This window comes from Streptomyces sp. NPDC036764, assembly GCF_055609385.1.
In genome coordinates this window covers 446,259-465,607 of record NZ_JBVJPT010000005.1, presented here as the reverse complement: position 1 = coordinate 465,607, position 19,349 = coordinate 446,259, and the positions used below count along the sequence as shown (strand labels likewise).

Genomic DNA, 19,349 nt, shown 5'->3' with positions numbered 1-19,349 from the left:
TACGAGCGCAAGCCCGAACACTTCCTCGCCTTCACCGCCATAGCTGCGACCCTCATATGCCACCGCAGACTCGCCAACTGAAATGACGACTTAATCAGGCGCTCGACGGTGTTCCGTTCCTTGTAGAGCTCTGCGTCGTGGCTGACGGGTCGGCCGCCCTTGGAGCCCTTGTTCTTCCGGTTGGCGGCCTGGTCCCTCTTGTCCGGGATGACTGCCTTGATGCGGCGTCTGCGCAGGTGGGTGCGGTTGCCGAGGGACGAGTAGGAAGTTCCACCATGCCCCGTTTCGCGGCTTCCGCGATCAGGCCCTCCGGCAGGGCCTCGAACACGCTGGCGTCACGCCATTGCCGGAAGCGATTGGAGATGGTCTGCCAGGCGCCGAACTCCTGCGGCATCTCCCGCCACTGCCCGCCCGTCTTGAACCGCCAGATCACGCCCTCGAACTGCTGGCGCAGCCGCTCGGGGTAGGGGCCATACTCGCCAATCGGCAGGTATGGCCCAATGAACTCCCACTCGTCGTCTGTCAGTTGCACTCGCGTCACGCAAGATGATCTACCGAATCGGACCTCGGAGCGAGGATAAATCCCACAGATTGATCACGACTCAATACGTGCTCAGTAGGCGCGGCCGCAAGTATTGGTCGGAATTATGCGCCAAATCGCCCACCCGCCCGACGGGTGTTCACGCGCGCAAAGCCCGACCCGCTCCTGGTCTGCATCGCCGACCGCTGGTCGCACGTCCGACTCGCGGCCTAACGGCCAGAATTTCCGGCCGCGTGCACTAGGATCCGCCTCTGGTATCACTTGATCGACCGTTGCTCACCCAAGCGATAGGAGGCCCGATGATCGGCGTGCTCGTGACTTTCACGCAGACCGATAAGTTCGATCGTTCAACTCTCGCAAAGGTTGCCGGCGAACTCCGAGGGCCGTTCGAAGGCATGGCTGGCCTTCGCTTCAAGAGCTTCATGCTCGACGAAGACGGCGTTCAGGCAAGGAACTTCTACGTGTGGGATGACGAGGACAAAGCCCGTGCCTTCTTCACGGAGGAGCTCGTCGACAAGGTGGCGGGGATTTATGGCGTCCCGCCCGAAATCGAATATCTCGATATCGTGGGGTTTGTCGACAACTCTGGTATCTGATTCTCAAGGGGGCTGTCGCGCAAACCCCTGCCGTCCGGGCCGTTTTGGACCATCGGGGCATGCCACAGAACTTCCTCACATACGATCGAGACCAACCGCTGCTGCCGGCCCTACAGTCCCCTGACCTGAGTGACTGGCTGCCCGAGGACCACCTCGCCTGTTCCGTGATCAAGGCGATCGAGCAGCTCCACCTCGAGCCCTTCTACGGCGCCTGTCGCTCCGACGGGCACGGCCGGGCCGCCCACGAGCTGAAGACGATGCTCACCCTGCTCGCTACTCCTGATGCTCACCCTGCTCGCTACTCCTACCGTGTCGGCGAGCGAAGTGCGCGCGGGATCGAGCGTCGCTGCGCGAGAACATCGCCTTCCGGGTGATCTGCGCAGACCAGGCCCCCGACCACGCGACGATCGCCCGCTTCCGGGTCCGCCACCAGGAGGCCCTCGCTGACTTCTGCAGCCACGTGCTCGACCTCTGCGCCGAGGCTGGCCTGGTCGAGGCTGGCGGCGCTTGCCGTCGACGGCTCGAAGTTCGAGGCTTTGGCCTCCAACCACGCCAGCCGTAGCTACGAGCGGTGGCCGGGTATGGGCCGTAAGGCCTTGCAGGCATCGGTCGCCAATCCCCTCTCGCCTCTGTTGGTGACCGGCGAGCTGTCTTTGCTGGGCGAGTTCCCCGAGGCTTCGCACTCACGGGCAGTACTGGAAGCGGTTGGCAGCGCAAGTGCACTTTGTCGGGTCGGTCAAGTGGCTGGAGACCCAGCCCTTCGGCCGTCACGATGTGGTCCCTTGCCCTACCGCGCAAGACGAGTCCGGCAGTCAGGCCTGCTGGGATCACCCCCCGGCCTGCCGCCTCCAGCAGGCGCTGTCTCGTCTCCTGGGCGGTGCGTGCGACGCCCGAGTCCTAGTCGGGCGGGTTCATCGCTGAGGTCGGCAGGGTCTGTTCGGGGATGCCGTCGGTGTGCTGGGCGGTGTGCCAGGCGGATCTGCGGAGGTGTCGTTCGGGGTCGCGGAGGCCCGCGATCTCGCCGAGGCCGATGATGTACGGGCGCAGATTGTGCTGGAGTTCGCGCAGGGCCCGGCGGAACTCCGCGTTGTCGGGCCAGGCCGTCTCGTCCTCGTCGGGGTGTGCCTCCTCGAAGGCGCGCAGCCGGGGGTGCCAGGTGGCGAGGAACGGTGCGAGCTCGAAGTTGAGGATGTCCAGGACGAGTTCATGGACGGAATCGCCCTCGGTGGGCGGAGGTGGGGAGCCCTCGGACTCCAGGGGCTCGCGGTACATGTCGAACAGCGTCTTGAGAGACGTCAGGGTCTCGCGCAGATTGCCGCTTCCGTCCTCCAGCGGACGGGTCGCCACCCGCGTCGCGGCCTGGAAGAACAGGCGCAGTGCCGCCTGGCGCATGTCCGTGTTCGTCCTGAACGTCATCTCGCTGCCCGGGAGGATGAGCCGCACCTCGGTCAGTTGGACCGACTTGCGGTAGACGTCGGCGCCGAGTACCAGGGCGATGCCGACCACGCCGCCGACCACGACCGAGAGCAGTTGGCCCCCCGTCTGGCTGATGGAGTACGCGGCGACACCGACGACGCCGCCCACCGCCGCGGCCAGCACCGCCCGCCCGGCCGTGCGTACCGCCGCAGCGACGGTCCACCTCCCACGTACCGTCACCTTCGCGCCCCTTCCCCAACTCGTCGCGCGCCACGGACAGTTCATCCGTACTGGTGGGGAACCTACCTGGTCAGGTGCTCCGGCGCAGTCGCCCCAGACCGCGGATGGCCAGGTCGGCGATCTCCCGGGGAGACCGGGAGCCGGCGAGCTGCTCGTTCTCCTCGGCGGTCAGGCCGTTGCGCAGGCCCGTCCAGTCCGGTGCGGTGGTGAGCCGCCGTAGCCGGTCGAGGCCGTCGCGCAGGCGAGGGTCCGGGGGTGTGGCATCCGACGGCCGGGGGACCTCCGGTGCGCCGGCGACGCCCAGTGCCTTGGCGATGTCGGCGCTGACTCCGCCGTAGCCGGCCGCCGGATAGACGGGCAGGTTCGCCTCCAACGCCAGCAGTGCCTCCTCCACGAGCCCCGGCAGAGTCCCCAGGAAGCCGCCGCGCCTGCCGCCGAGGAACAGGTGCGCGTCCACATGGCGCACGAGATAGCGGCGCATGCCGGTGAGCGCGCGACGAGCCGTCTCGGGGCCGGAGTCGGGTAGGGGGTCCTCGCCCCGGCCTTCGGCGGGATCGACCGGCTCGCCGTCGACGCTCAGGCAGACGATCTCGGCCCAGCGCCCGAACCGCTCACGCTGGCCGGCGAGTTCGGACAGCGGCAGCTTGCGGTGCTCGGTCCAGGCGAGGGTGTTCAGCAGGGGGCGGGACGACGGGGCGTGCTCCCGCAACTGCTCGATCAGGAAGCGCGTGTAGCCGCCCTGGCCCAGATTTCCGCCGTACGCCAGCTCGCCGCCCGCCGAGACGACGAGTCGCGCGAGTTCACCGAGGAGCGTGCGGAACCGGGTCTCGTCCAGGCCCAGCCGGTCCAGGTCCGCACTCGTCGCGACCGAGACGCCGATCCGCAGACCCTTCAGGGCATCGGTCGGCACCACTTCGGCCGACGGGGCATCGGGCATTTTCGTCCCTCCGTTCTGACACACGGCTCCTTCCAGGGTCACCCCTCGGGTGACGAACTGCCGCGTGCGGTTGCCGATTCGCCGTCGTTCCGGCGTAGGGGCACGGTCCCGTGCCGGCCCCAGAGCGTACGGCAGGGAGCCGTACGCCAGGGGTTTCCTCATGCCGATGAGGGAACGGGACGTACAGCAGGTGGCTGGACATGCGGGACGGGAGCATCGGGGGAGCGCGCCTCGTCGGCTCCTGCCTCGTGCAGTTCCAGGCTCACCGTCAGGTGGATCTGCGCGTCCACCCACGCCCGCACGGCCGCCGTCGCCCCCTCGCGCCGGAGGGTCGCCTCCAGGGTGCGGACGAGGCGGGCGGCGGTGTGCAGACCGGTCCGCTGAAGGGCCGCGGCGCTGTCGGTGAGACGGGTGCGGGCCGGGGTGGTCAGGTGGCGCAGGCCCTGGTGGGCCGCCTGGGCGAGGGCGGTGAGGCCCGAGGCGAGAGCCGTGGTGACGGGGTCGGCACGGTGGGGCGCGGCCATGGTGAGCGTGCTGTCGCCGTCGCCCGGGGCCAGGTCGGGGACGGTGACGCCCTGGGAGGTCAGCACGGCCAGCGGGTCCAGGACGATGCGGCCGTGAGCGCGGTGCAGCATGCCGCTGACGCAGTGCACCTCCGCCTCCGTCTCGCCGAGCGCTGCGGCGAGCGCGTCCAGGCCACCCGGGCACAGCGGGTTGTACGCGGCGCTGACGAGGACGTCGTTGCCCGCCGGGTCCCGTACGACCGCCTCCAGGCGCTGCGCCGCGGGGTCGTAGCCGACCGTCTCCACGGCGGCCACCTCCACCACCCGCACCGAATCCGCCGCGACGCGCGGACGGATCAGCCGGGGCGGCCTCTCGCCCGCCGTCCGCAGATGGGCGGCGGTGTCCCGCACCAGCAGGCCGGCGGGCAGGTCCCGCCAGGCGGAGCCGAGCGGGGTGACGGTGGTGGCGGCGATACGGCCCCGGGAGATGGCGACGGTCCGGTCGGCGGCGCGTGAGGTGTGCTCGCTGACGACGTTCGCCGTGGCGAGAGTGCGCAGCGGGGAGCCGAGCAGCCGGCGGGCGGACAGCTCGTGCCCGGTCGGGGACTGGCCCTGCGGCAGATCCCAGCGCTTGCGCAGGACCAGCGCGATCCCGGCCTCGGCGTGCGCGAAGTACGTCTCGGCGCTGCGGTCGCCCGCCGTGCCGCCGATCCGGCAGCCGAGCGCCACCAGCCGCACCCGGCGCAGCGCAGTCTCCGGCGCCTCCTTTGTGCCCAGCACCCCGACCGGGTCGTGCGCGGCGGCGCGGTGGCGGGCGTGGAGCTCGGCCAGCAGTACGGCGAACCGCTCCGCCTCGTAGTGCGTGCCGCGCGCGGCGTACGCGTCGATCTGCTCCCGCAGCTCGGCCACCGCCCCGGCGGGCCAGTGCAGCGAGGCGGCGGTCAGCGCCTCCCGGGCCCGGGCGAGGGACCCGGCGAACACCGGACCGGCCTGCTGTACGCCCTCCAGGAGGAGGTCGTCGGCGAGGGTGAGGGCGGTGCGCAGGGCCTCGTCGGCGCGCTCGGAGGTAGTGGTACGGCCGCCGACGCTCACCTCGGTGGCCGGCGGGGCGTCGTGCGCCGGTCCCGTCCGCTCCTCGTCCGCCGCCCGGAACGCCCACACCGCCAGCGCCACGACCTCTCCGCGCAGCGCGGCCGACGCGTCGGTGAGCGCGTAGCCCAGCTCGTGCGGGACCGGGAAACGGACCGTGCAGGTGGGCAGTTCGACCCGGGGCTCCGGGTCGTCGGGGGTGGGGCGGTGCAGCCTGGCGAGGTAGCCGCGGTCCCTGATCCGGCGGGCCGAGGCCAGGGCCGGGGCGCCCAGCGCGGCGGCAAGGGCGTCGTCGTCGAACTCGGCGGGTGACCAGTGGGCGGGGGTGCTGCCCGCGGCTGCCGGGGTGCCTTCGGCGGTGGGCGGGCCCTCGCCGGTGGCTGTGCCCTCGTCGTTCGGCGTGCCTTCGGTGGTCACCGTGCCCTCGGCACCGGAGACCTGCCCGGCGTCCCGCCCAGCGCTCGGCCCGGCGTCCTGCCCGGCGTCCCGCTCAGCGCTCGGCCCGGCGCCCTGCCCGGCGTCCCGTTCAGCGCTCGGCCCGGCGTCCTGCCCCGCAGCGGCGCTCCGTTGGTAGGCGAGGACCAGTCCGATGCGGTGCCGGCACACGCCCGGCGCCCCGCAGGCGCAGTCCGCCACGTCCAGGGCGCGGCCCGGTGGGAGGGCCGTGTCCGTCCCGTCGGGGAAGCGGCCGCGTACGGTGCCGTCGTCGGCGACGGTCACCTCCGGGCCCGATCCCGCCGCCAGGTCCTTCTCGGCGCGCTTGACCAGGCCCTTGTTGGCGAGGGAGGCCAGCGTCCGGGGCGTCAGGGCCAGTAGATCGGCGCGAACGGTCATCGTCCCTGCCCTCCCCGTCCCACCTTCTCCGCGACGAACTCGGCGAGCCCGCCCGGCGTCATCGCCCCCACCGGGGCGCCGACCTGGGCCAGCCGTCCCGCCAGCTCCCGGTCGTAGACGGGATCGGCGGCCTCGTCGAGCGCGGCCAGACACAGCACCGTCGTGCCCTGCTCGACCAGTTGTCGCACGGTCCGCACCAGGCGGAACGGGTCGCCGCCCTCGTAGAAGTCGGAGACCAGGGCGACGATCGTGCGTCTGGGGTTCTCGACCAGCGAGGCGCCGTAGTCGACGGCACGGGCGATGTCGGTGCCGCCGCCGAGCTGGACACCCATCAACAGCTCCACGGGGTCGGTCACTTCGGAGGTCAGGTCGACCACCTCGGTGTCGAAGGCCACCAGGTGGGTCTTGAGGCCGGGCAGGCTCCAGAGGCAGGCGGCGGTGACGGCGGAGTGGATCACCGAGCCGGCCATCGAGCCCGACTGGTCCACCAGCAGCACGAGTTGCCACTGCTCCAGGTGGCGGCGGGTGCGCGAGTGGAAGTGCGGGCGCTGGATGAGGATGCGGCGCTCCGCGGGCTGGTAGTGGGCGAGGTTGGCGCGGATGGTGGTCCGGAAGTCGAAGTCGCGGGCCAGCGGCAGCAGGCTGGGCCGCCGGGAGCGCGAGCCGGTGAAGGCACGGCGGACCTCCGGACGCAGTCGCTCCATGAGCTGCCGTACGACGGTCTCGACGATCCGCCGTGCCGCCGCCAGCACCTGAGGGCTCATCAGATGCTTGGTGCGCAGGACGGCACGCAGGAGGGTCTGGCTGGGTTCGACGCGGGCGAGGACGTCCGGGTCGGTGACGATCTCGTCGATCCCGTACTGCTCGACGGCGTCCCGCTCCAGCCGCTCCACCGTTTCCTTGGGGAACAGCCGGTGGATGTCGTCGAGCCAGTCGACGGCGGTGAGCTGCGAGGGGCCGCTGCCGCCCTCGCGGGAGTCGGCCGACCCGCCGCGGCGCACACCGCGGCGGCGCAGGTCCTCGTCACGGCCGTAGAGCCAGTCGAGCGCGGCGTCACGGGCGGCGGCCGAGGAGGAGAGCGGGCCGGTGCAGCGCTCGGCGGGGGAGCCGAGGATGAGGCGCCAGCGTTCGAGCGCGGGGTCCGGGGTGGGGGCCGGGGTCTTGTCGGAGGTGTTGGGCGTCTGAGGTGTCTCGGTCACTTCGGGGGCCTCGGGATTCATCGCGCCGCCCCCAGGCCGTGTCGGTCGAGCAGTCGGGCCACGTTCTCCTCCAGAGCCCGGGCGCGGGCCAGCAGCAACGGATCGGCGGTCGTGCGCAGCAGGGAGCGGGCCGAGCCCTGCTTGCCGCGTCGTTCGAGCAGACGCTGCGCGATGTGCTCGCGTTCGCGGGGCGGGAAGAAGGCGAAGGCCTGGCGCAGTGCGGGCAGGCCGGCGAGGAAGTCGTCCTCGGTCATCGCGGAGACGATGCCGTCCAGTACGTCGATCAGCGGCTCCCCGTCGGCCGTCGCACCGGTCGTGACCTCCTCGCGGGCCAGCGCGAAGAGGCCGGCGAGCCAGTCGCCGAGGGTGTCGGCGGCGGTGGACGCGAGGGCCTGTACGGCCGTCGCCGGATCGTCGGGCACGCCCAGCGCCCAGCGCAGGCCGACGGCGGCGCCGCGCAGATCGGCGGGCGCGCGCCGGTCCCGGCCGATGCGGGCGGCGGCCTCGGCGGCTGCCTCGCGGGTGACGGACAGCAACTCCGGCGCGTGCAGCAGCGCGTCCCGCGCGGCGGTCAGGGCGCGCAGCCGGGCGAAGTCCACGCCGGGACCGCCGTGCAACCCTTCCGCCAGCCAGAACACCCGGTCGGCGGCGCCCGCGACGACACTGCCCAGCAGCTTGCCGCGGGCCACACCGAACACCCGGTCATGACGCCACAGCCCCAGTGCCGCGGTCAGCACCTCGCCGAGCGGGCCGAGTTCCGGGACCTGGCCGACCTGGGCCGCGAGGGTCTGCAGCAGTTCGTCGCAGAGCGGCCCGACGCCGCACAGCACCGCGTCGAACAGCAGCCCCGCCAGCGGCCCGGCCTCGGTGCCCGCCGCGCGCGCCCGCTCACCGAGCACCACCGAGGCGGCCTCGTCCAGCCGCGCCCCGTACGCCCCCGCCTCGATGAGCGCCGCCTCGCGCCCGCCGGCCCGGCCGGGCTCCCAGCGCTCGGTGAACAGCGGGTCAGCGCCGTCGGCCGGGCCGGAGACCCGGGTGAAACCGGGGATGCCCAGCACACGCAGACGGTGCAGGACCTGGCTGCGCGTCAGACCGGCCGCGGCGGTGAGGTCGACGGTGAACGGTCCGTCCGGGGCGGGGTCGGCCAGCCCCAGACCGGCGAGTTGCGCGGCCACGTCGTGCACGAGCGGGGGCAGGGGAGTGCCGGGGTGCAGCCGGCCCTCGTGCTCACCGGCACAGGCGGCGACCATCTCCACGACGACGGGATGCGTGCCGGCACCGAGCGTGCCCCTGCCGGTCCAGGGCAGCGGCTGATCCAGATCGTCGCTGATCAGCGCCCCGGCGAGACCGTCCAGGACGTCCACCCTGGTCTCGTGCGCGTGCCCGCGCATCAGCGCCAGCCCCTGCGCCAGGCCGCGCGCGGCGATGAGATCGGCCGTGGACACCGCGATCCCGCGGCCCCGCAGCCGCTCGGCGACGGAACGCAGCAGCCCCTGCGCCGCGGCCCGCGGCCCGGCCTCCCACAACTGCTGGTAGTAGCCCGGCGAGGGCATCCCGGACTGGTAGCCGGCGAAGGCGTCCAACTGCCGGAAGGAGTACGGCACGAGAAAGCTGCCGCCGAGCGCGCCCTCGGGCGGTGCCGGGACCTCCGGCCAGCCGCAGCCGCCGTCTCGCCGGTACGTCAGCGCGCGCAGCGCCGGCTGATGAAATCCCCCGGTCACCACCAGCACGGGCCGCTCCCCGGCGTGCGCCACGGCGGCCCGTACCCAGGACGCCATGTACTCCTCGCGTGCCCGGTCGCCGGTGTCGGCCTCGGCGTCACCGCGCACCAGCTCGAAGTAGGCGTCCAGGCGGGCCTGTAGCGCATCGGGGTCGTCCGAGTCCGCGATCTCGAACAGCCCGTCCCACAGCGCGTCCACCGAGTCCACGGCGAAGTGCGCGCACAGTCGCTGCGTCGCCTCCGCGTATCTCGCCTCGGCGTCGGCGTAGCGGTTGGTCTGCCGGTCGGCGCGTTCGGCGAACGCCGGGTGCCAGGACGGCAGGTCGATGAAGCGGACCTCGGCGCCCGCGGCACGGCCGTCCCGCAGCGCGATCCACTCCGGGGAGTACTCGCACAGCGGCGCCCACGAGGTCGCGACGCGCGTGTCGTCCCGGTAGTGGCTGAACACGGCGACCGGCAGCCGGTGTTCGAGCAGCAGCTCGCCGAGCCGGTCGTTCATGTCGGCCGGGCCCTCCACCAGGACGTACGCGGGCCGCAGCTTCTCGATCGCCCGGCCGACCAGCCGCGCGCAGGAGGGCGAGTGGTGCCGTACGCCGAGGAAGACGGCCGTGCCGGTGGCGGGCGGCGGCACGTCGACGGCCGTTGAGGTGCCCGGCATCAGTCCGCCAGCAGATGCCGTGCGTCGTGCAGGGCCTGCCACTGGCCGCCCTTGCGGCGCGGCACGTCCTGCTCCAGGAACCGCCGCAGCCGGGCCAGGTCCTCCGGGCTGTCCTTCGCGGCCGTGCCCGCGAGGCTCGCCACGACGTCGGCCGCGCTGCCCGCCTCACCGCGCAGGAACCAGCCGCGCACCCCCACCGCGTGCGCGACGGACACGGCCTCGGCGGTGCTCATCACCGTCGACATCCGCTCGCCGCGCCCGGCTGTGCCGCGCAGCTCGCGGAAGGTGCCCACCAGCACCTCCAGCACATCCCGGCGCGGCGCCGCCTCCACCCCGGACTGAAGCAGCAGCGCGGCGGCCTCGGCCTCGACGAGGGCCAGCTCGGTGTCGAAGTCGGGGATGGGGAAGACAGTCTCGAAGTTGAAGCGGCGCTTGAGCGCGGCGCTCATCTCGTTGACGCCCCGGTCGCGGGTGTTGGCGGTGGCGATCACGTTGAAGCCCTGGCGGGCGAAGACCATGCCCTGCGGTCCGTCCAGCTCGGGGATCGCGATGACCCGGTCGGACAGCAGCGACAGCAGGCAGTCCTGCACCTCCAGCGGACAGCGGGTGATCTCCTCGAAGCGCACGATCCGCCCCTCGGCCATGCCCCGCAGCATGGGCGCGGGGACCAGCGAGCGGGGCGAGGGGCCCTCGGAGACCAGCAGGGCGTAGTTCCAGGAGTACTTGATCTGGTCCTCGGTGGTGGCCGCGCCGCCCTGCACGGTGAGCGAGGAGGTGCCGCTGACGGCCGCCGCGATCAGCTCGGACAGCAGCGACTTCGCCGTACCCGGCTCCCCCACGAGCATCAGGCCCCGGTTGGTGGCCAGGGTGACCAGCGCCCGCTCCACCAGGGAGACGTTGCCGACGAATTTGCGGCTGACACCGGCCCGTTCGTCGCCGACGATGAAGCGGCGCGCGGCACGCAGGCTGAGCTGCCAGCCCGGCGGGCGCGGATCGCCGTCGGCCGCGCGCAGGGCGGCGAGTTCGTCGGCGTAGCGGACCTCGGCGGGCGGCCGCTGGAGCTGCTCGTCGGCGGCCTGGGACGTCACGGGTGCGGTCACTTCGAGGTCACCTCGGTCAGGTCGGCCAGGATCTCGGAGGCGATGACCGGGTCGAGCCCGGCGAAGCGCAGCGGGTAGTCACGCCGCGGATAGTGGTCGCCGGGGCTGTCGTCGAGCCAGACGGCCTCGAAGACCTGGTCGCCGAGCTCCTCGACCATGCCGACCGCGATACCCGGATCGAGTTCGATCACCAGGTACCGGCGGTCGTCTATCCGCCGGGAGAACCAGCGCTCCACGCCCGCGTCCTGCGGCTCGCCCCGCTCCCAGCCGCGCTTGGTGAGCCCGAGCAGCTTGCCGACCGGCACCGTCGCCTGCTCGAAGCGGGCCAGCCGGTGGCTCGCGGCCTCCTCCTCGGTGAGCGCGTGCACGGAGCGGCCCAACTGCGGGAAGGGCTGCAGGATCTCGTAGTCCGCGAACAGCTCCGACCAGGCGCCGAGGTCCTCACCCAGGTGCAGCGGATGCGCCAGGCGGACACTCGCGTCCTCGGGCAGCGCCATCTCATCGTCTCCGACGTCGGCGAACGTACGGTCCTCCGCCACCCGGAACGCCGTCACCTCGCCGTCCGCCTCGCTGAGCCAGACCAGCCGCCGCACCAGGTGCCACAGCAGCGGATGCGCCACGAACAGCTCCTTGAACTCCGCGGCCGTCCACGAGCGCTGCCCGACCATCGCCGCCTCAAGCCGCCGCACCTGATCGGCGGCGACCGTGCGGACGTCCTTCTTCAGCGCGGCGAACCGCTTGCGCTCGGCCGGCGCCAGCTCGGGGTCGTCCTTCGCGGCGGGCGCGGGCAGGGCCTTGCGGGGCTTGCCGTCGGCGTCGCGCACGTACGGGCGCAACTGCTCGTCGAAACCGACCGTGAACTGCCGGGTGCCGTAGTCGATGACCGTGCTGCCGTCCGCGTCGAGCCCGAAGTCGGGGACGAGCCGGTCGCCGAGCTGCTCGGCGGTCAGGCCCAGCCCTTCGGCGACCTCGGCGATCTTCTCCTGGGCGCGGACCTTCAGGGCCTTGAACGGCACGCGCTGGGCGATGCCGTGCAGATGCAGCAGCGCCACGTCGGTGCCGATGGTCGCGAGGACGTTCAGCCCCTCCACGGCTCGGTGGTGCGCCCCCTCGCCGGGCCACGCGCGCAGCACGGGCGTGAGCCGGCGTACCGTCTCGTCGTCCCCGAGCCAGCCCAGCGCGTGCAGCGCCCAGCTCTCCTTCGGGGGCATCCCGGCGAGCCGCCACTGCTCGAACAGGCCCCAGGCGAAGGCGGCGAGGGAGTCGGCGCGGCAGTGCCCGGTCAGGACGTCGAGGCCGGGGTAGACCTCGCCGGGCCTGGACAGCGCCAGCAGGGTGAGGGCGTTTCGCACCGCGTCGGCGGGCAGCGCGCCGCCCTCCGTCAGCAGGATCTGCGGCAGCAGCGCGGGGTCGGCCCAGGCGCCGACGGCCGGCATACGTGCCGGCAGTGCGCTCTCCAGCGGATCGGCGGCCAGCAGCTCCTCGACGATGACCGCGGCCTCCGGCCCGCACTCGGCGACGGCCTTCAGCACCGCCTCGCCGCCCTTGGCGTCCGCCACCAACCGCAGCGCCTGCTCGGCGCCCCGGCGCACGGTGCCGGGCTTGCCCACCGCGTGCGGGACGAGGAACGGGACGGCGGCCAGACCGTGCCGCACCAGCCAGGCGCGGGCCGTCGCGTCGGCCGACTTCAGGCGGGCGAGCCAGTCGCACACCAGCGCGGCGACCTCGACACTCAGATAGGGCAGGACAGGCGCCCCCAGGGTGGAGGGATGCCGGGCGGCGGCGTGCAGCAGCAACGGCAGGGCGTGCACCTCGTGCTTGGCCGCGACCGGCTTGAGAGCGGACTCGCCGTCCCAGTAGTCCGTGGGGGCACAGCCGGCCAGCAGCGGTCGTACGACGTCCTCGGGCCCGTCGACGAACAGCCGGACGTCCCGGACGTCCTTCAACTGCTCGCCCCGCTGGAGGATTTCGATCTCCTTGGCCCAGGTGTACTCCTTGCGCCACTCGGCGTACCAGGACTTGGTGCCGGCCCACTCCTCCCGCTCACCCGGCAGCCAGGAGACCCGGGGCTCCGGGACGACCGGCGTCCCGTCCGCCACGCGCGCCTTGCGGGCCGTACGCTTCTTCGCCCACGGCGGGCTGACCAGCAGCGCGGGCAGCGCCTCCGTCGGAGCGTCGGCCACCAGGTCACCCTTGGTGAGTTTCGGTTCGACGAGGTCGGCCACGGCGGCGGGCAGGTCGGGCAGTACGGCGGCCGTCAGCTTCCGGTGCGTGTGGACGTGCGCGGCCAGCAACTGCTCCGCCATCGACGCGTACTTGGCGGAGCCGAGGGCCGCCTTGCCCAGCAGGCGCAGGGCGCGGACCGGGTAGCGCCGCATCGCCTCCAGCAGATGCGGACGGACGTGCTTGTCCTCGACGCGGGCGAGAAGGATGCCGAAGGCGTCGTCCGAGGGCAGCTCGACCAGGGCACCGGCGAGGGCCTTGGTCCGGTCGGAGCCGTACGCGACGTCAAGACCCTCCTCCAGAAACGGCGCGAACGCGGTGCCGGTGCCCTCGGCGAGCGTGGCGACGAACGCCATCGACCAGCCGCCCCAGTGCAGATGCAGCTTGCTGCCGAAGTGGCCGAGCCGGTCCGGGGAATCGATCGAGCACAGCAGCATCTCCCGGAGCAGCGGGTCGTCCACGACCTCGCCCGTGCAGCACTCGGCGACCCACTCCCGCTCGCTGGGCACCAGATAGGACACGACGATGCGACGACGCTCCGCGTCCCGGCACCGTGCGAGCGCGGCGACGGCCGCCCCGTACGAGTCCTCGTCGGCCGCGGCGAGCAGGGCTCGCATCCGGTCCGCGAAGTGGGGGCGCGCCCACTGGCCGTCGACATAGCCGCCGACGGGCCGGAAGCGCAGCCGGGGATCCTGCCGGTTCATGCCGTACTGCTGCCAGTAGGCCTCGATGTCGAAGTACTCCACGACCGCACGAGCGGCGAAGGCCAGGCCGTGGTCCTGGACCCAGGTGTCCACGAAGACCCCGCTGGGGAGTTGGTAGTGGACGGTCAGCGCGGCCAGGGCGGCCGCGCCGAGCGGGCTGGGGCTCCCGCTCAGATGCGCGCGGGCCGCATCGACGATCCGGGAGTCGCTTTTCGGAGAGGAGAGCATCTGCTCGATCCAGTCCGCCTCCTCCTTCAGCCGACCGGCCACCAGCTCCTCGGCGTCCTTGCGCGGCGCGACGGCGCCACGCCTGATCCCGCCCCGCCTCGGATGGACCAACCGCCGCCAGGCGGCCGGCACTTCGAAGGTCTCCTCGTCCGGCAGGACGACCTCGTCCGGCGAGGCCGGCGCCGACTCCACAGCCTGCGCCGAATCCTCGACAGAGGCAGAGGCAGAGGCAGAGGCAGAGGCAGAGGCAGAGGCGGGGGTGGAGGCAGAGGCAGAGGCCGGGACCGCGCCGCCGATCGGCACCTCGACCTCGGCCGAAACCTCCCGATACCCCTTGCGTTCCTTCTCCGCGATCACCTTCGCCAGATGGAGTTCGGCGGCCTCGGCCGAGCCCAGTTCCTTCACCTGCGTACGACCCTCGGCTCCGACCCGTCCGTAGCGCACGGTGACGGTGGCGCCCTCGGCCTCCGCCTCCCAGAACTTCGCCGACCCGTCCCCGACAAACTCCCAGCGCCGCACGGTCCCTCCCCTTCGCCGACCCCCCGGCCGGTGATCGCTCGATCAACTGGCCGCAACAGTAGAGGGGGCCACTGACAATGCCGCCCCCGGCCGCTCGTTCCACCGTCACTGTCAGTGGCCGGTGCCATGATCGAGGCATGGGCAACGAGGGGGAGAACCAAGGGACCCGGCCGAGCGGCTGATGCACGTAGGCCGGAGCCGGTAAGCCGAAGGCCGGCAGACGACGGCGGACCGCAGGCGCGGCTCGGCCGGTTGGTGACAGTCGGGGCGAACCGGCGGTCGACGCCGGTCGTGCCCGGGGTGGCAGGATGCGGGGACGCGGTGGGAGGGGCGAGAGGGGCGGGGCGCGATGGGGCGGAGCGAGCGGGAGGCGGTGGCCAGGGGCAGGCGGCTGTTCGAGGCGGCGCGGGCCGTCGTCGACGATCACGCGCGCGCCGTCGAGGCCGTACGTACCGCCCTGGAACCGATCCATGACGACCTGGCCCGCAGCGAGCTGGACGCCATTCCGGTCGCCCGGCTGAAGGACCTCACCGAGGGCAGGCTGCGGCTGGGCGAGGTGGAGAAGGGCGGGTTCCGCACAGTCGGACAGGTCCTGGACGCCGGTCCGTACCGGCTGCGGCAACTGCCCGGCGTCGGACAGCAGACGGCCGACCAGACGGTGGCCGCCGCCCGGCGGATCGCGGACGCCGTACGCGAGACAATCGCCGTGCACATCGACGTGGACCGGCCGGAGCCCCGGATCACCGCACTGGTCGTCGCGCTCAACGTCCTGGTGGAGGCGGGACCGGAGGCACGCAGGGCCGTCGACACGGCCGGCACGCTCACCGAGCGGCTCGGGCCGCCGCTGGCCGACGCGGCACCGACGTCCGGGCGGCTGCGCATGCTGCTCGCGGGCCGGGCCGGACGGGAGCGCGCGTTGACGGCCCTGGCCGAGGTCCGCGCCCTCACCGAGCAGGCCGACCGGGACGAGGTGCCGCAGCGGCTCGCCCAGGCCTCGGTCGACCTGCTGCGCCGCCCGGAGTCCGACGTGGCCGCGCTGGTCGACTACGAGCTCCGTTCCGCCGAGTACTACGGTCTGCTGGCCGAGCTCTCGGGCCGCGCCCCCGACCCGGCGGCGGCCGAGGGCTTTCTGCCGGACGAGGTGGCCGAGCGGGTCAGGACCCAGACGCTCGACGACACGCACCGCCGGGTCTCCCTGCGCGGCTACCAGGCCTTCGGCACCCGCTTCGCGCTCGCCCAGCGCCGGGTGATCCTCGGCGACGAGATGGGGCTCGGCAAGACCATCCAGGCCATCGCCGCGCTCGCGCACCTCGCGGGCGAGGGACGGAGCCACTTCCTGGTCGTCTGCCCGGCCAGCGTGCTCATCAACTGGACCCGGGAGATCGAGAAGCGCAGCGCACTGCGGGTGACGCCGCTGCACGGCCCCGACCGGCAGGAGGCGTTCGCCGACTGGAAGGAGCGGGGCGGCGTCGCCGTCACCACCTTCGACGCCCTGCGCGGTTTCCCGGTGCCCGGCGGCGAGTTGGGCATGCTCGTCGTCGACGAGGCGCACTACGTGAAGAACCCCCGCACCCGCCGCTCGATGGTCGTCTCCGAGTGGGCGCAGCACTGCGACCGGGTGCTGTTCCTGACCGGAACGCCCATGGAGAACCGCGTCGAGGAGTTCCGCAGCCTGGTGCGGATCCTGAAGCCCGAGCTGGCCGAGAGCGTCGACGAGCACGACGGCGTGGCCGGCTCCAAGGCGTTCCGCAAGGCGGTCGCCCCGGTCTATCTGCGCCGCAACCAGCAGGACGTCCTCACCGAACTCCCCGCGCTCCAGCACACGGACGAGTGGGAGGAACCCAGCGCGCAGGACGAGGAGGCCTACCGCGAGGCGGTCCGCGCCGGCAACTTCATGGCCATGCGCAGGGCGGCGTACGCGCGTCCGGCGCGCTCGGCGAAGCTGGACCGGCTGTGCGAGATCGCCGCCGAGGCCGCCGAGAACGGCCTGAAGGTCGTGGTGTTCTCGGCCTTCCGCGACGTCCTGGGGGTGACACAGAAGGCCCTCGCGGACGGCACGGTTCCGGCAGGCGCGACGGACGGCGACGAGCCGGCCCGGGAAGCGGCACCGGCTCCGCGGCACGGCCCGAACGGCGACGGGCCGCTGTCGAGGGGCGGGCGGCAGGTGTTCGGCCCGATCTCCGGCAGCGTGCCGCCCGCCCGCCGGCAGCAGCTCGTCGACGATTTCGCGGCCGCGCCCGGCCACGCGGTCCTGCTCGCGCAGATCGAGGCCGGCGGCGTGGGCCTCAACATGCAGGCCGCCTCCGTCGTGATCCTCTGCGAGCCACAGCTCAAGCCCACCGTCGAACACCAGGCGGTCGCCCGCGCCCACCGCATGGGCCAGGTCCGCTCGGTCCAGGTGCACCGCCTGCTCTGCACGGGCGGAGTTGACGAACGGCTGGTGCGGCTGCTGGAGAACAAGTCCCGCCTGTTCGACGCCTACGCCCGCCGCAGCGCGGTCGCCGAGGCGACCCCGGACGCCGTCGACATCTCGGACATCACCCTGGCCCGCCGCATCGTCGAGGAGGAACAGGCACGGCTGGCCACCACACCGGCCACGCCCGCGACGGAACGAGCATGACCGAGAACGCCCTGCCGCACACGTCCGTGCCGCATACGTCCGTACCGCATACGGTCGTACGGCTCACGGCCCTGCGGCCACCCGCCGGCAAGCCTCCGCATACGTCCGTACGGCTCACGTCCGTACGGCTCACGTCCGTACGGCTCACGTCCGTACGGCTCACACCCCTCCCGCCACCCGTCGACAAGCCTCCGCGTACGCCCGTACCAAAGGCCGCCGGGCGTCCTCCCGTCGCCACGCGAGCGCGTACCGGCTCGGCGCGAGCCCCCGCACCGGACGCGTCACCACCCCGCCCAGGGTGATCAGCGGAGCGTTGCCCGTGGCCACCAGGCACACCCCCAGCCCCGCGACCAGTGCCTCGTACGTCTCCTCGGTACCGGCGATCTCCGCCCCGATGCGCGGCGGACGCCCTCCGCGTTCCTCCAGGGCGAGCCAGTAGTCGCGCAACGGCCCGGCGCCGGCCGGCAGGGCGAGGAAGGGCTCGTCCAGCAGGTCCGCGAAGTCGATCTCCGGGCGGGAGGCGAGGCGGTGGGTCTGCGGGAGCGCGACCAGCCGGGGCTCCTCCGCGACCACCGTCCAGCCGTAGCGGCCGGCGTCCGGCAGCGGCAGCCAGACGAAGGCGATGTCGGCGTCGCCGTCGGCCAGCCCGGCGGTGGGGTCCTCCCAGCTCACCTGCCGCAGCCGCAGGACGGTCTCCGGGTGGGCGGCCGTGAAACGGGAGCGGATCGCGGGCAGCAGGCCGCCCCGGCCGGGGCTGGTGCTCATGCCCACGACCAGCGTGCCGCGCGCCGCGGCACGGGCGGCCTCCAGCGCCGCCGACCCCTCCGACCAGGCCTCCAGCACCCGCCGGGCGTGCGGCAGCAGCGCCGCGCCCGCCGCGGTGAGCGTCACGCCCTGCGGATCGCGGCGCAACAGCTCCACGCCCAGGTGCCGCTCCAGCGCGCGCACCTGCTTGCTGAGCGCGGGCTGCGACACGTACAGCCGCTCGGCCGCGCGGGTGAAATGCAGTTCCTCGGCCACCGCCACGAAGTACCGCAGGTCCCGTACATGAACGTCCATCGCCATAACCATCGGTTATCAGTGTGGGTCTTGGACGGGCAACCTCATTCGCAAGCAGGCTGGTCCGTGCAAGCCCGAACGAACGAACCGTCACGAGGAGCTGTCATGAACAAGGTGTGGCTGATCACGGGCGCGAGCAGCGGTTTCGGCCGGGCCATCGCGGACGCGGCCCTCGCCGAGGGCGACGTCGTGGTGGGTGCGGTACGGCGGCCCGAGGGGCTGGACGATCTCGTGGCCGCTCACCCCGATCAGGTGGAGGCGCTGCGGCTGGACGTCGGCGACACGGGGGCCGCGGAGGCCGCCGTACGGGATGTGATCGCCCGGCACGGCCGGATCGACGTCCTGGTCAACAACGCGGGCCGCACCCACGTCGGCGCCTTCGAGGAGACCACCGAGCAGGAGCTGCGCGAGCTGTTCGAGGTGCATGTCTTCGGGCCTGCCGCACTCACCCGGGCCGTGCTGCCGCACATGCGTGAGCGGCGGTCGGGGGCGATCGTGCAGATGAGCAGCATGGGCGGGCAGATGTCCTTCGCGGGCTTCTCGGCGTACAGCGGAACCAAGTTCGCGCTGGAGGGTCTGTCCGAGGGGCTCGCGGACGAGGTCGCGGAGTTCGGCATCAAGGTGCTGATCGTGGAGCCGGGCTCCTTCCGCACCTCGCTGTTCGAGACCGGCCGGGCCGGCACCAGCACGGACAGCGGCCTGTATCCCAAGGTGAGCCAGACACGCGGGTTCGTCTCCGGCGGCGACGGCACCCAGCCCGGCGACCCGGCGAAGGCCGCGGCCCTCATCCTCGCCGCCCTCGGGTCCGAGGACACCCCGCTGCGGCTGCCGTTGGGCGACGACGGTGTCGAAGCGGTCCTCGGCCACCTCGACCAGGTCCGCATGGACGTCGCGGCCTGGGAGAAGCGCACGCGGGCGACCGCCTTCGACGAGTGAGGGGTGCGGCAAGCGCCGTCACCCGCCTGTAGTGAACGCCCTCCGGACGGCCCGGCCGATCCGGAGGGCCGGCCGAGTTCGCCGTGCAGGGCCCCTTGTGTAATTCCTGTGGAGCCCTCAATCTTTCGCCTGGCGCACAGGTGCGAGACAAGAGTTTGACATGTTCCTGACCAAATTATGATTCCTTCCCGCCCCGTGCTCCCCCCACCGACGCACCACCGATTGAG

Annotated in this window: 13 protein-coding genes and 1 pseudogene; 5 read left to right on the top strand and 9 right to left on the bottom strand. The window is 72.6% G+C overall.

Annotated features, from left to right (window positions below; translation table 11 throughout):
* Positions 1-92: 92 nt before the first annotated feature.
* A pseudogene (locus ACZ69Q_RS22770) lies at positions 93-541 on the bottom strand (transposase); the annotation flags it as partial.
* Between the two features lie 299 nt (positions 542-840).
* Between ACZ69Q_RS22770 and ACZ69Q_RS22765 the strand changes: the two are divergent.
* Genes ACZ69Q_RS22765 through ACZ69Q_RS22755 form a run of 3 tightly spaced genes read left to right on the top strand, consistent with a single transcriptional unit; the run spans position 841 to position 1,699 of the window.
* Positions 841-1,137: a hypothetical protein gene (locus tag ACZ69Q_RS22765; protein ID WP_471044668.1), complete on the top strand. Its 297-nt coding sequence runs from the start codon at positions 841-843 to the stop codon at positions 1,135-1,137.
* Between the two features lie 59 nt (positions 1,138-1,196).
* Positions 1,197-1,511, top strand: a complete 315-nt coding sequence (locus tag ACZ69Q_RS22760; protein ID WP_471044665.1) for a transposase — start codon at positions 1,197-1,199, stop codon at positions 1,509-1,511.
* Positions 1,508-1,699, top strand: a complete 192-nt coding sequence (locus tag ACZ69Q_RS22755) for a hypothetical protein (RefSeq protein WP_471044663.1) — start codon at positions 1,508-1,510, stop codon at positions 1,697-1,699. The genes ACZ69Q_RS22760 and ACZ69Q_RS22755 overlap by 4 nt, the downstream gene beginning before the upstream one ends.
* 335 nt (positions 1,700-2,034) lie before the next feature.
* On the opposite strand, the gene ACZ69Q_RS22750 is transcribed toward ACZ69Q_RS22755, so the two are convergent.
* From ACZ69Q_RS22750 to ACZ69Q_RS22720, 7 genes are all read right to left on the bottom strand, one after another.
* Positions 2,035-2,793, bottom strand: a complete 759-nt coding sequence (locus ACZ69Q_RS22750; protein WP_471044660.1) for a hypothetical protein — start codon at positions 2,791-2,793, stop codon at positions 2,035-2,037.
* A gap of 70 nt (positions 2,794-2,863) precedes the next feature.
* Positions 2,864-3,730 carry a hypothetical protein gene (locus ACZ69Q_RS22745; protein WP_471044658.1) on the bottom strand — a complete coding sequence of 289 codons (867 nt, stop codon included), beginning with the start codon at positions 3,728-3,730 and terminating at the stop codon, positions 2,864-2,866.
* A 158-nt stretch (positions 3,731-3,888) separates the two neighbouring features.
* Positions 3,889-6,156 (bottom strand): hypothetical protein, encoded by a 2,268-nt coding sequence (locus tag ACZ69Q_RS22740; RefSeq protein WP_471044656.1) that lies wholly within the window; start codon positions 6,154-6,156, stop codon positions 3,889-3,891.
* Positions 6,153-7,355 carry a VWA domain-containing protein gene (locus ACZ69Q_RS22735; protein ID WP_471044653.1) on the bottom strand — a complete coding sequence of 401 codons (1,203 nt, stop codon included), beginning with the start codon at positions 7,353-7,355 and terminating at the stop codon, positions 6,153-6,155. Before ACZ69Q_RS22735 ends, ACZ69Q_RS22740 begins: the two co-directional genes overlap by 4 nt.
* Before the next feature lie 17 nt (positions 7,356-7,372).
* On the bottom strand, positions 7,373-9,733 hold the full coding sequence (locus ACZ69Q_RS22730) for a DUF5682 family protein (protein WP_471044650.1): 2,361 nt from the start codon (positions 9,731-9,733) through the stop codon (positions 7,373-7,375).
* Positions 9,733-10,833: an ATP-binding protein gene (locus tag ACZ69Q_RS22725; RefSeq protein ID WP_471044648.1), complete on the bottom strand. Its 1,101-nt coding sequence runs from the start codon at positions 10,831-10,833 to the stop codon at positions 9,733-9,735. Before ACZ69Q_RS22725 ends, ACZ69Q_RS22730 begins: the two co-directional genes overlap by 1 nt.
* The gene (locus ACZ69Q_RS22720) at positions 10,830-14,507 is read right to left on the bottom strand and encodes a WGR and DUF4132 domain-containing protein (RefSeq protein WP_471044645.1); all 3,678 of its coding nucleotides are present in this window, start codon (positions 14,505-14,507) and stop codon (positions 10,830-10,832) included. The genes ACZ69Q_RS22725 and ACZ69Q_RS22720 overlap by 4 nt, the downstream gene beginning before the upstream one ends.
* Before the next feature lie 349 nt (positions 14,508-14,856).
* Here ACZ69Q_RS22720 and ACZ69Q_RS22715 point away from each other — a divergent pair, with 349 nt between their 5' ends.
* Positions 14,857-17,127: a DEAD/DEAH box helicase gene (locus ACZ69Q_RS22715; protein WP_471044642.1), complete on the top strand. Its 2,271-nt coding sequence runs from the start codon at positions 14,857-14,859 to the stop codon at positions 17,125-17,127.
* Between the two features lie 159 nt (positions 17,128-17,286).
* Here the strand turns inward: ACZ69Q_RS22715 and ACZ69Q_RS22710 are convergent, their stop codons facing one another.
* A complete protein-coding gene (locus ACZ69Q_RS22710) occupies positions 17,287-18,192 on the bottom strand; it encodes a LysR family transcriptional regulator (protein WP_471044639.1) in 906 nt (301 codons plus the stop codon).
* A gap of 99 nt (positions 18,193-18,291) precedes the next feature.
* Here ACZ69Q_RS22710 and ACZ69Q_RS22705 point away from each other — a divergent pair, with 99 nt between their 5' ends.
* On the top strand, positions 18,292-19,122 hold the full coding sequence (locus ACZ69Q_RS22705; RefSeq protein ID WP_471044637.1) for an oxidoreductase: 831 nt from the start codon (positions 18,292-18,294) through the stop codon (positions 19,120-19,122).
* The last annotated feature ends 227 nt before the right edge of the window (positions 19,123-19,349 follow it).

Excerpts from the sequence above, each read along its gene's own strand:
- ACZ69Q_RS22715 (WP_471044642.1), top strand. The coding sequence starts at position 14,857 with ATGGGGCGGAGCGAGCGGGAGGCGGTGGCCAGGGGCAGGCGGCTGTTC.
- ACZ69Q_RS22730 (WP_471044650.1), bottom strand. The coding sequence starts at position 9,733 with ATGCCGGGCACCTCAACGGCCGTCGACGTGCCGCCGCCCGCCACCGGC.
- ACZ69Q_RS22705 (WP_471044637.1), top strand. The coding sequence starts at position 18,292 with ATGAACAAGGTGTGGCTGATCACGGGCGCGAGCAGCGGTTTCGGCCGG.
- ACZ69Q_RS22710 (WP_471044639.1), bottom strand. The coding sequence starts at position 18,192 with ATGGCGATGGACGTTCATGTACGGGACCTGCGGTACTTCGTGGCGGTG.
- ACZ69Q_RS22745 (WP_471044658.1), bottom strand. The coding sequence starts at position 3,730 with ATGCCCGATGCCCCGTCGGCCGAAGTGGTGCCGACCGATGCCCTGAAG.
- ACZ69Q_RS22740 (WP_471044656.1), bottom strand. The coding sequence starts at position 6,156 with ATGACCGTTCGCGCCGATCTACTGGCCCTGACGCCCCGGACGCTGGCC.
- ACZ69Q_RS22765 (WP_471044668.1), top strand. The coding sequence starts at position 841 with ATGATCGGCGTGCTCGTGACTTTCACGCAGACCGATAAGTTCGATCGT.
- ACZ69Q_RS22760 (WP_471044665.1), top strand. The coding sequence starts at position 1,197 with ATGCCACAGAACTTCCTCACATACGATCGAGACCAACCGCTGCTGCCG.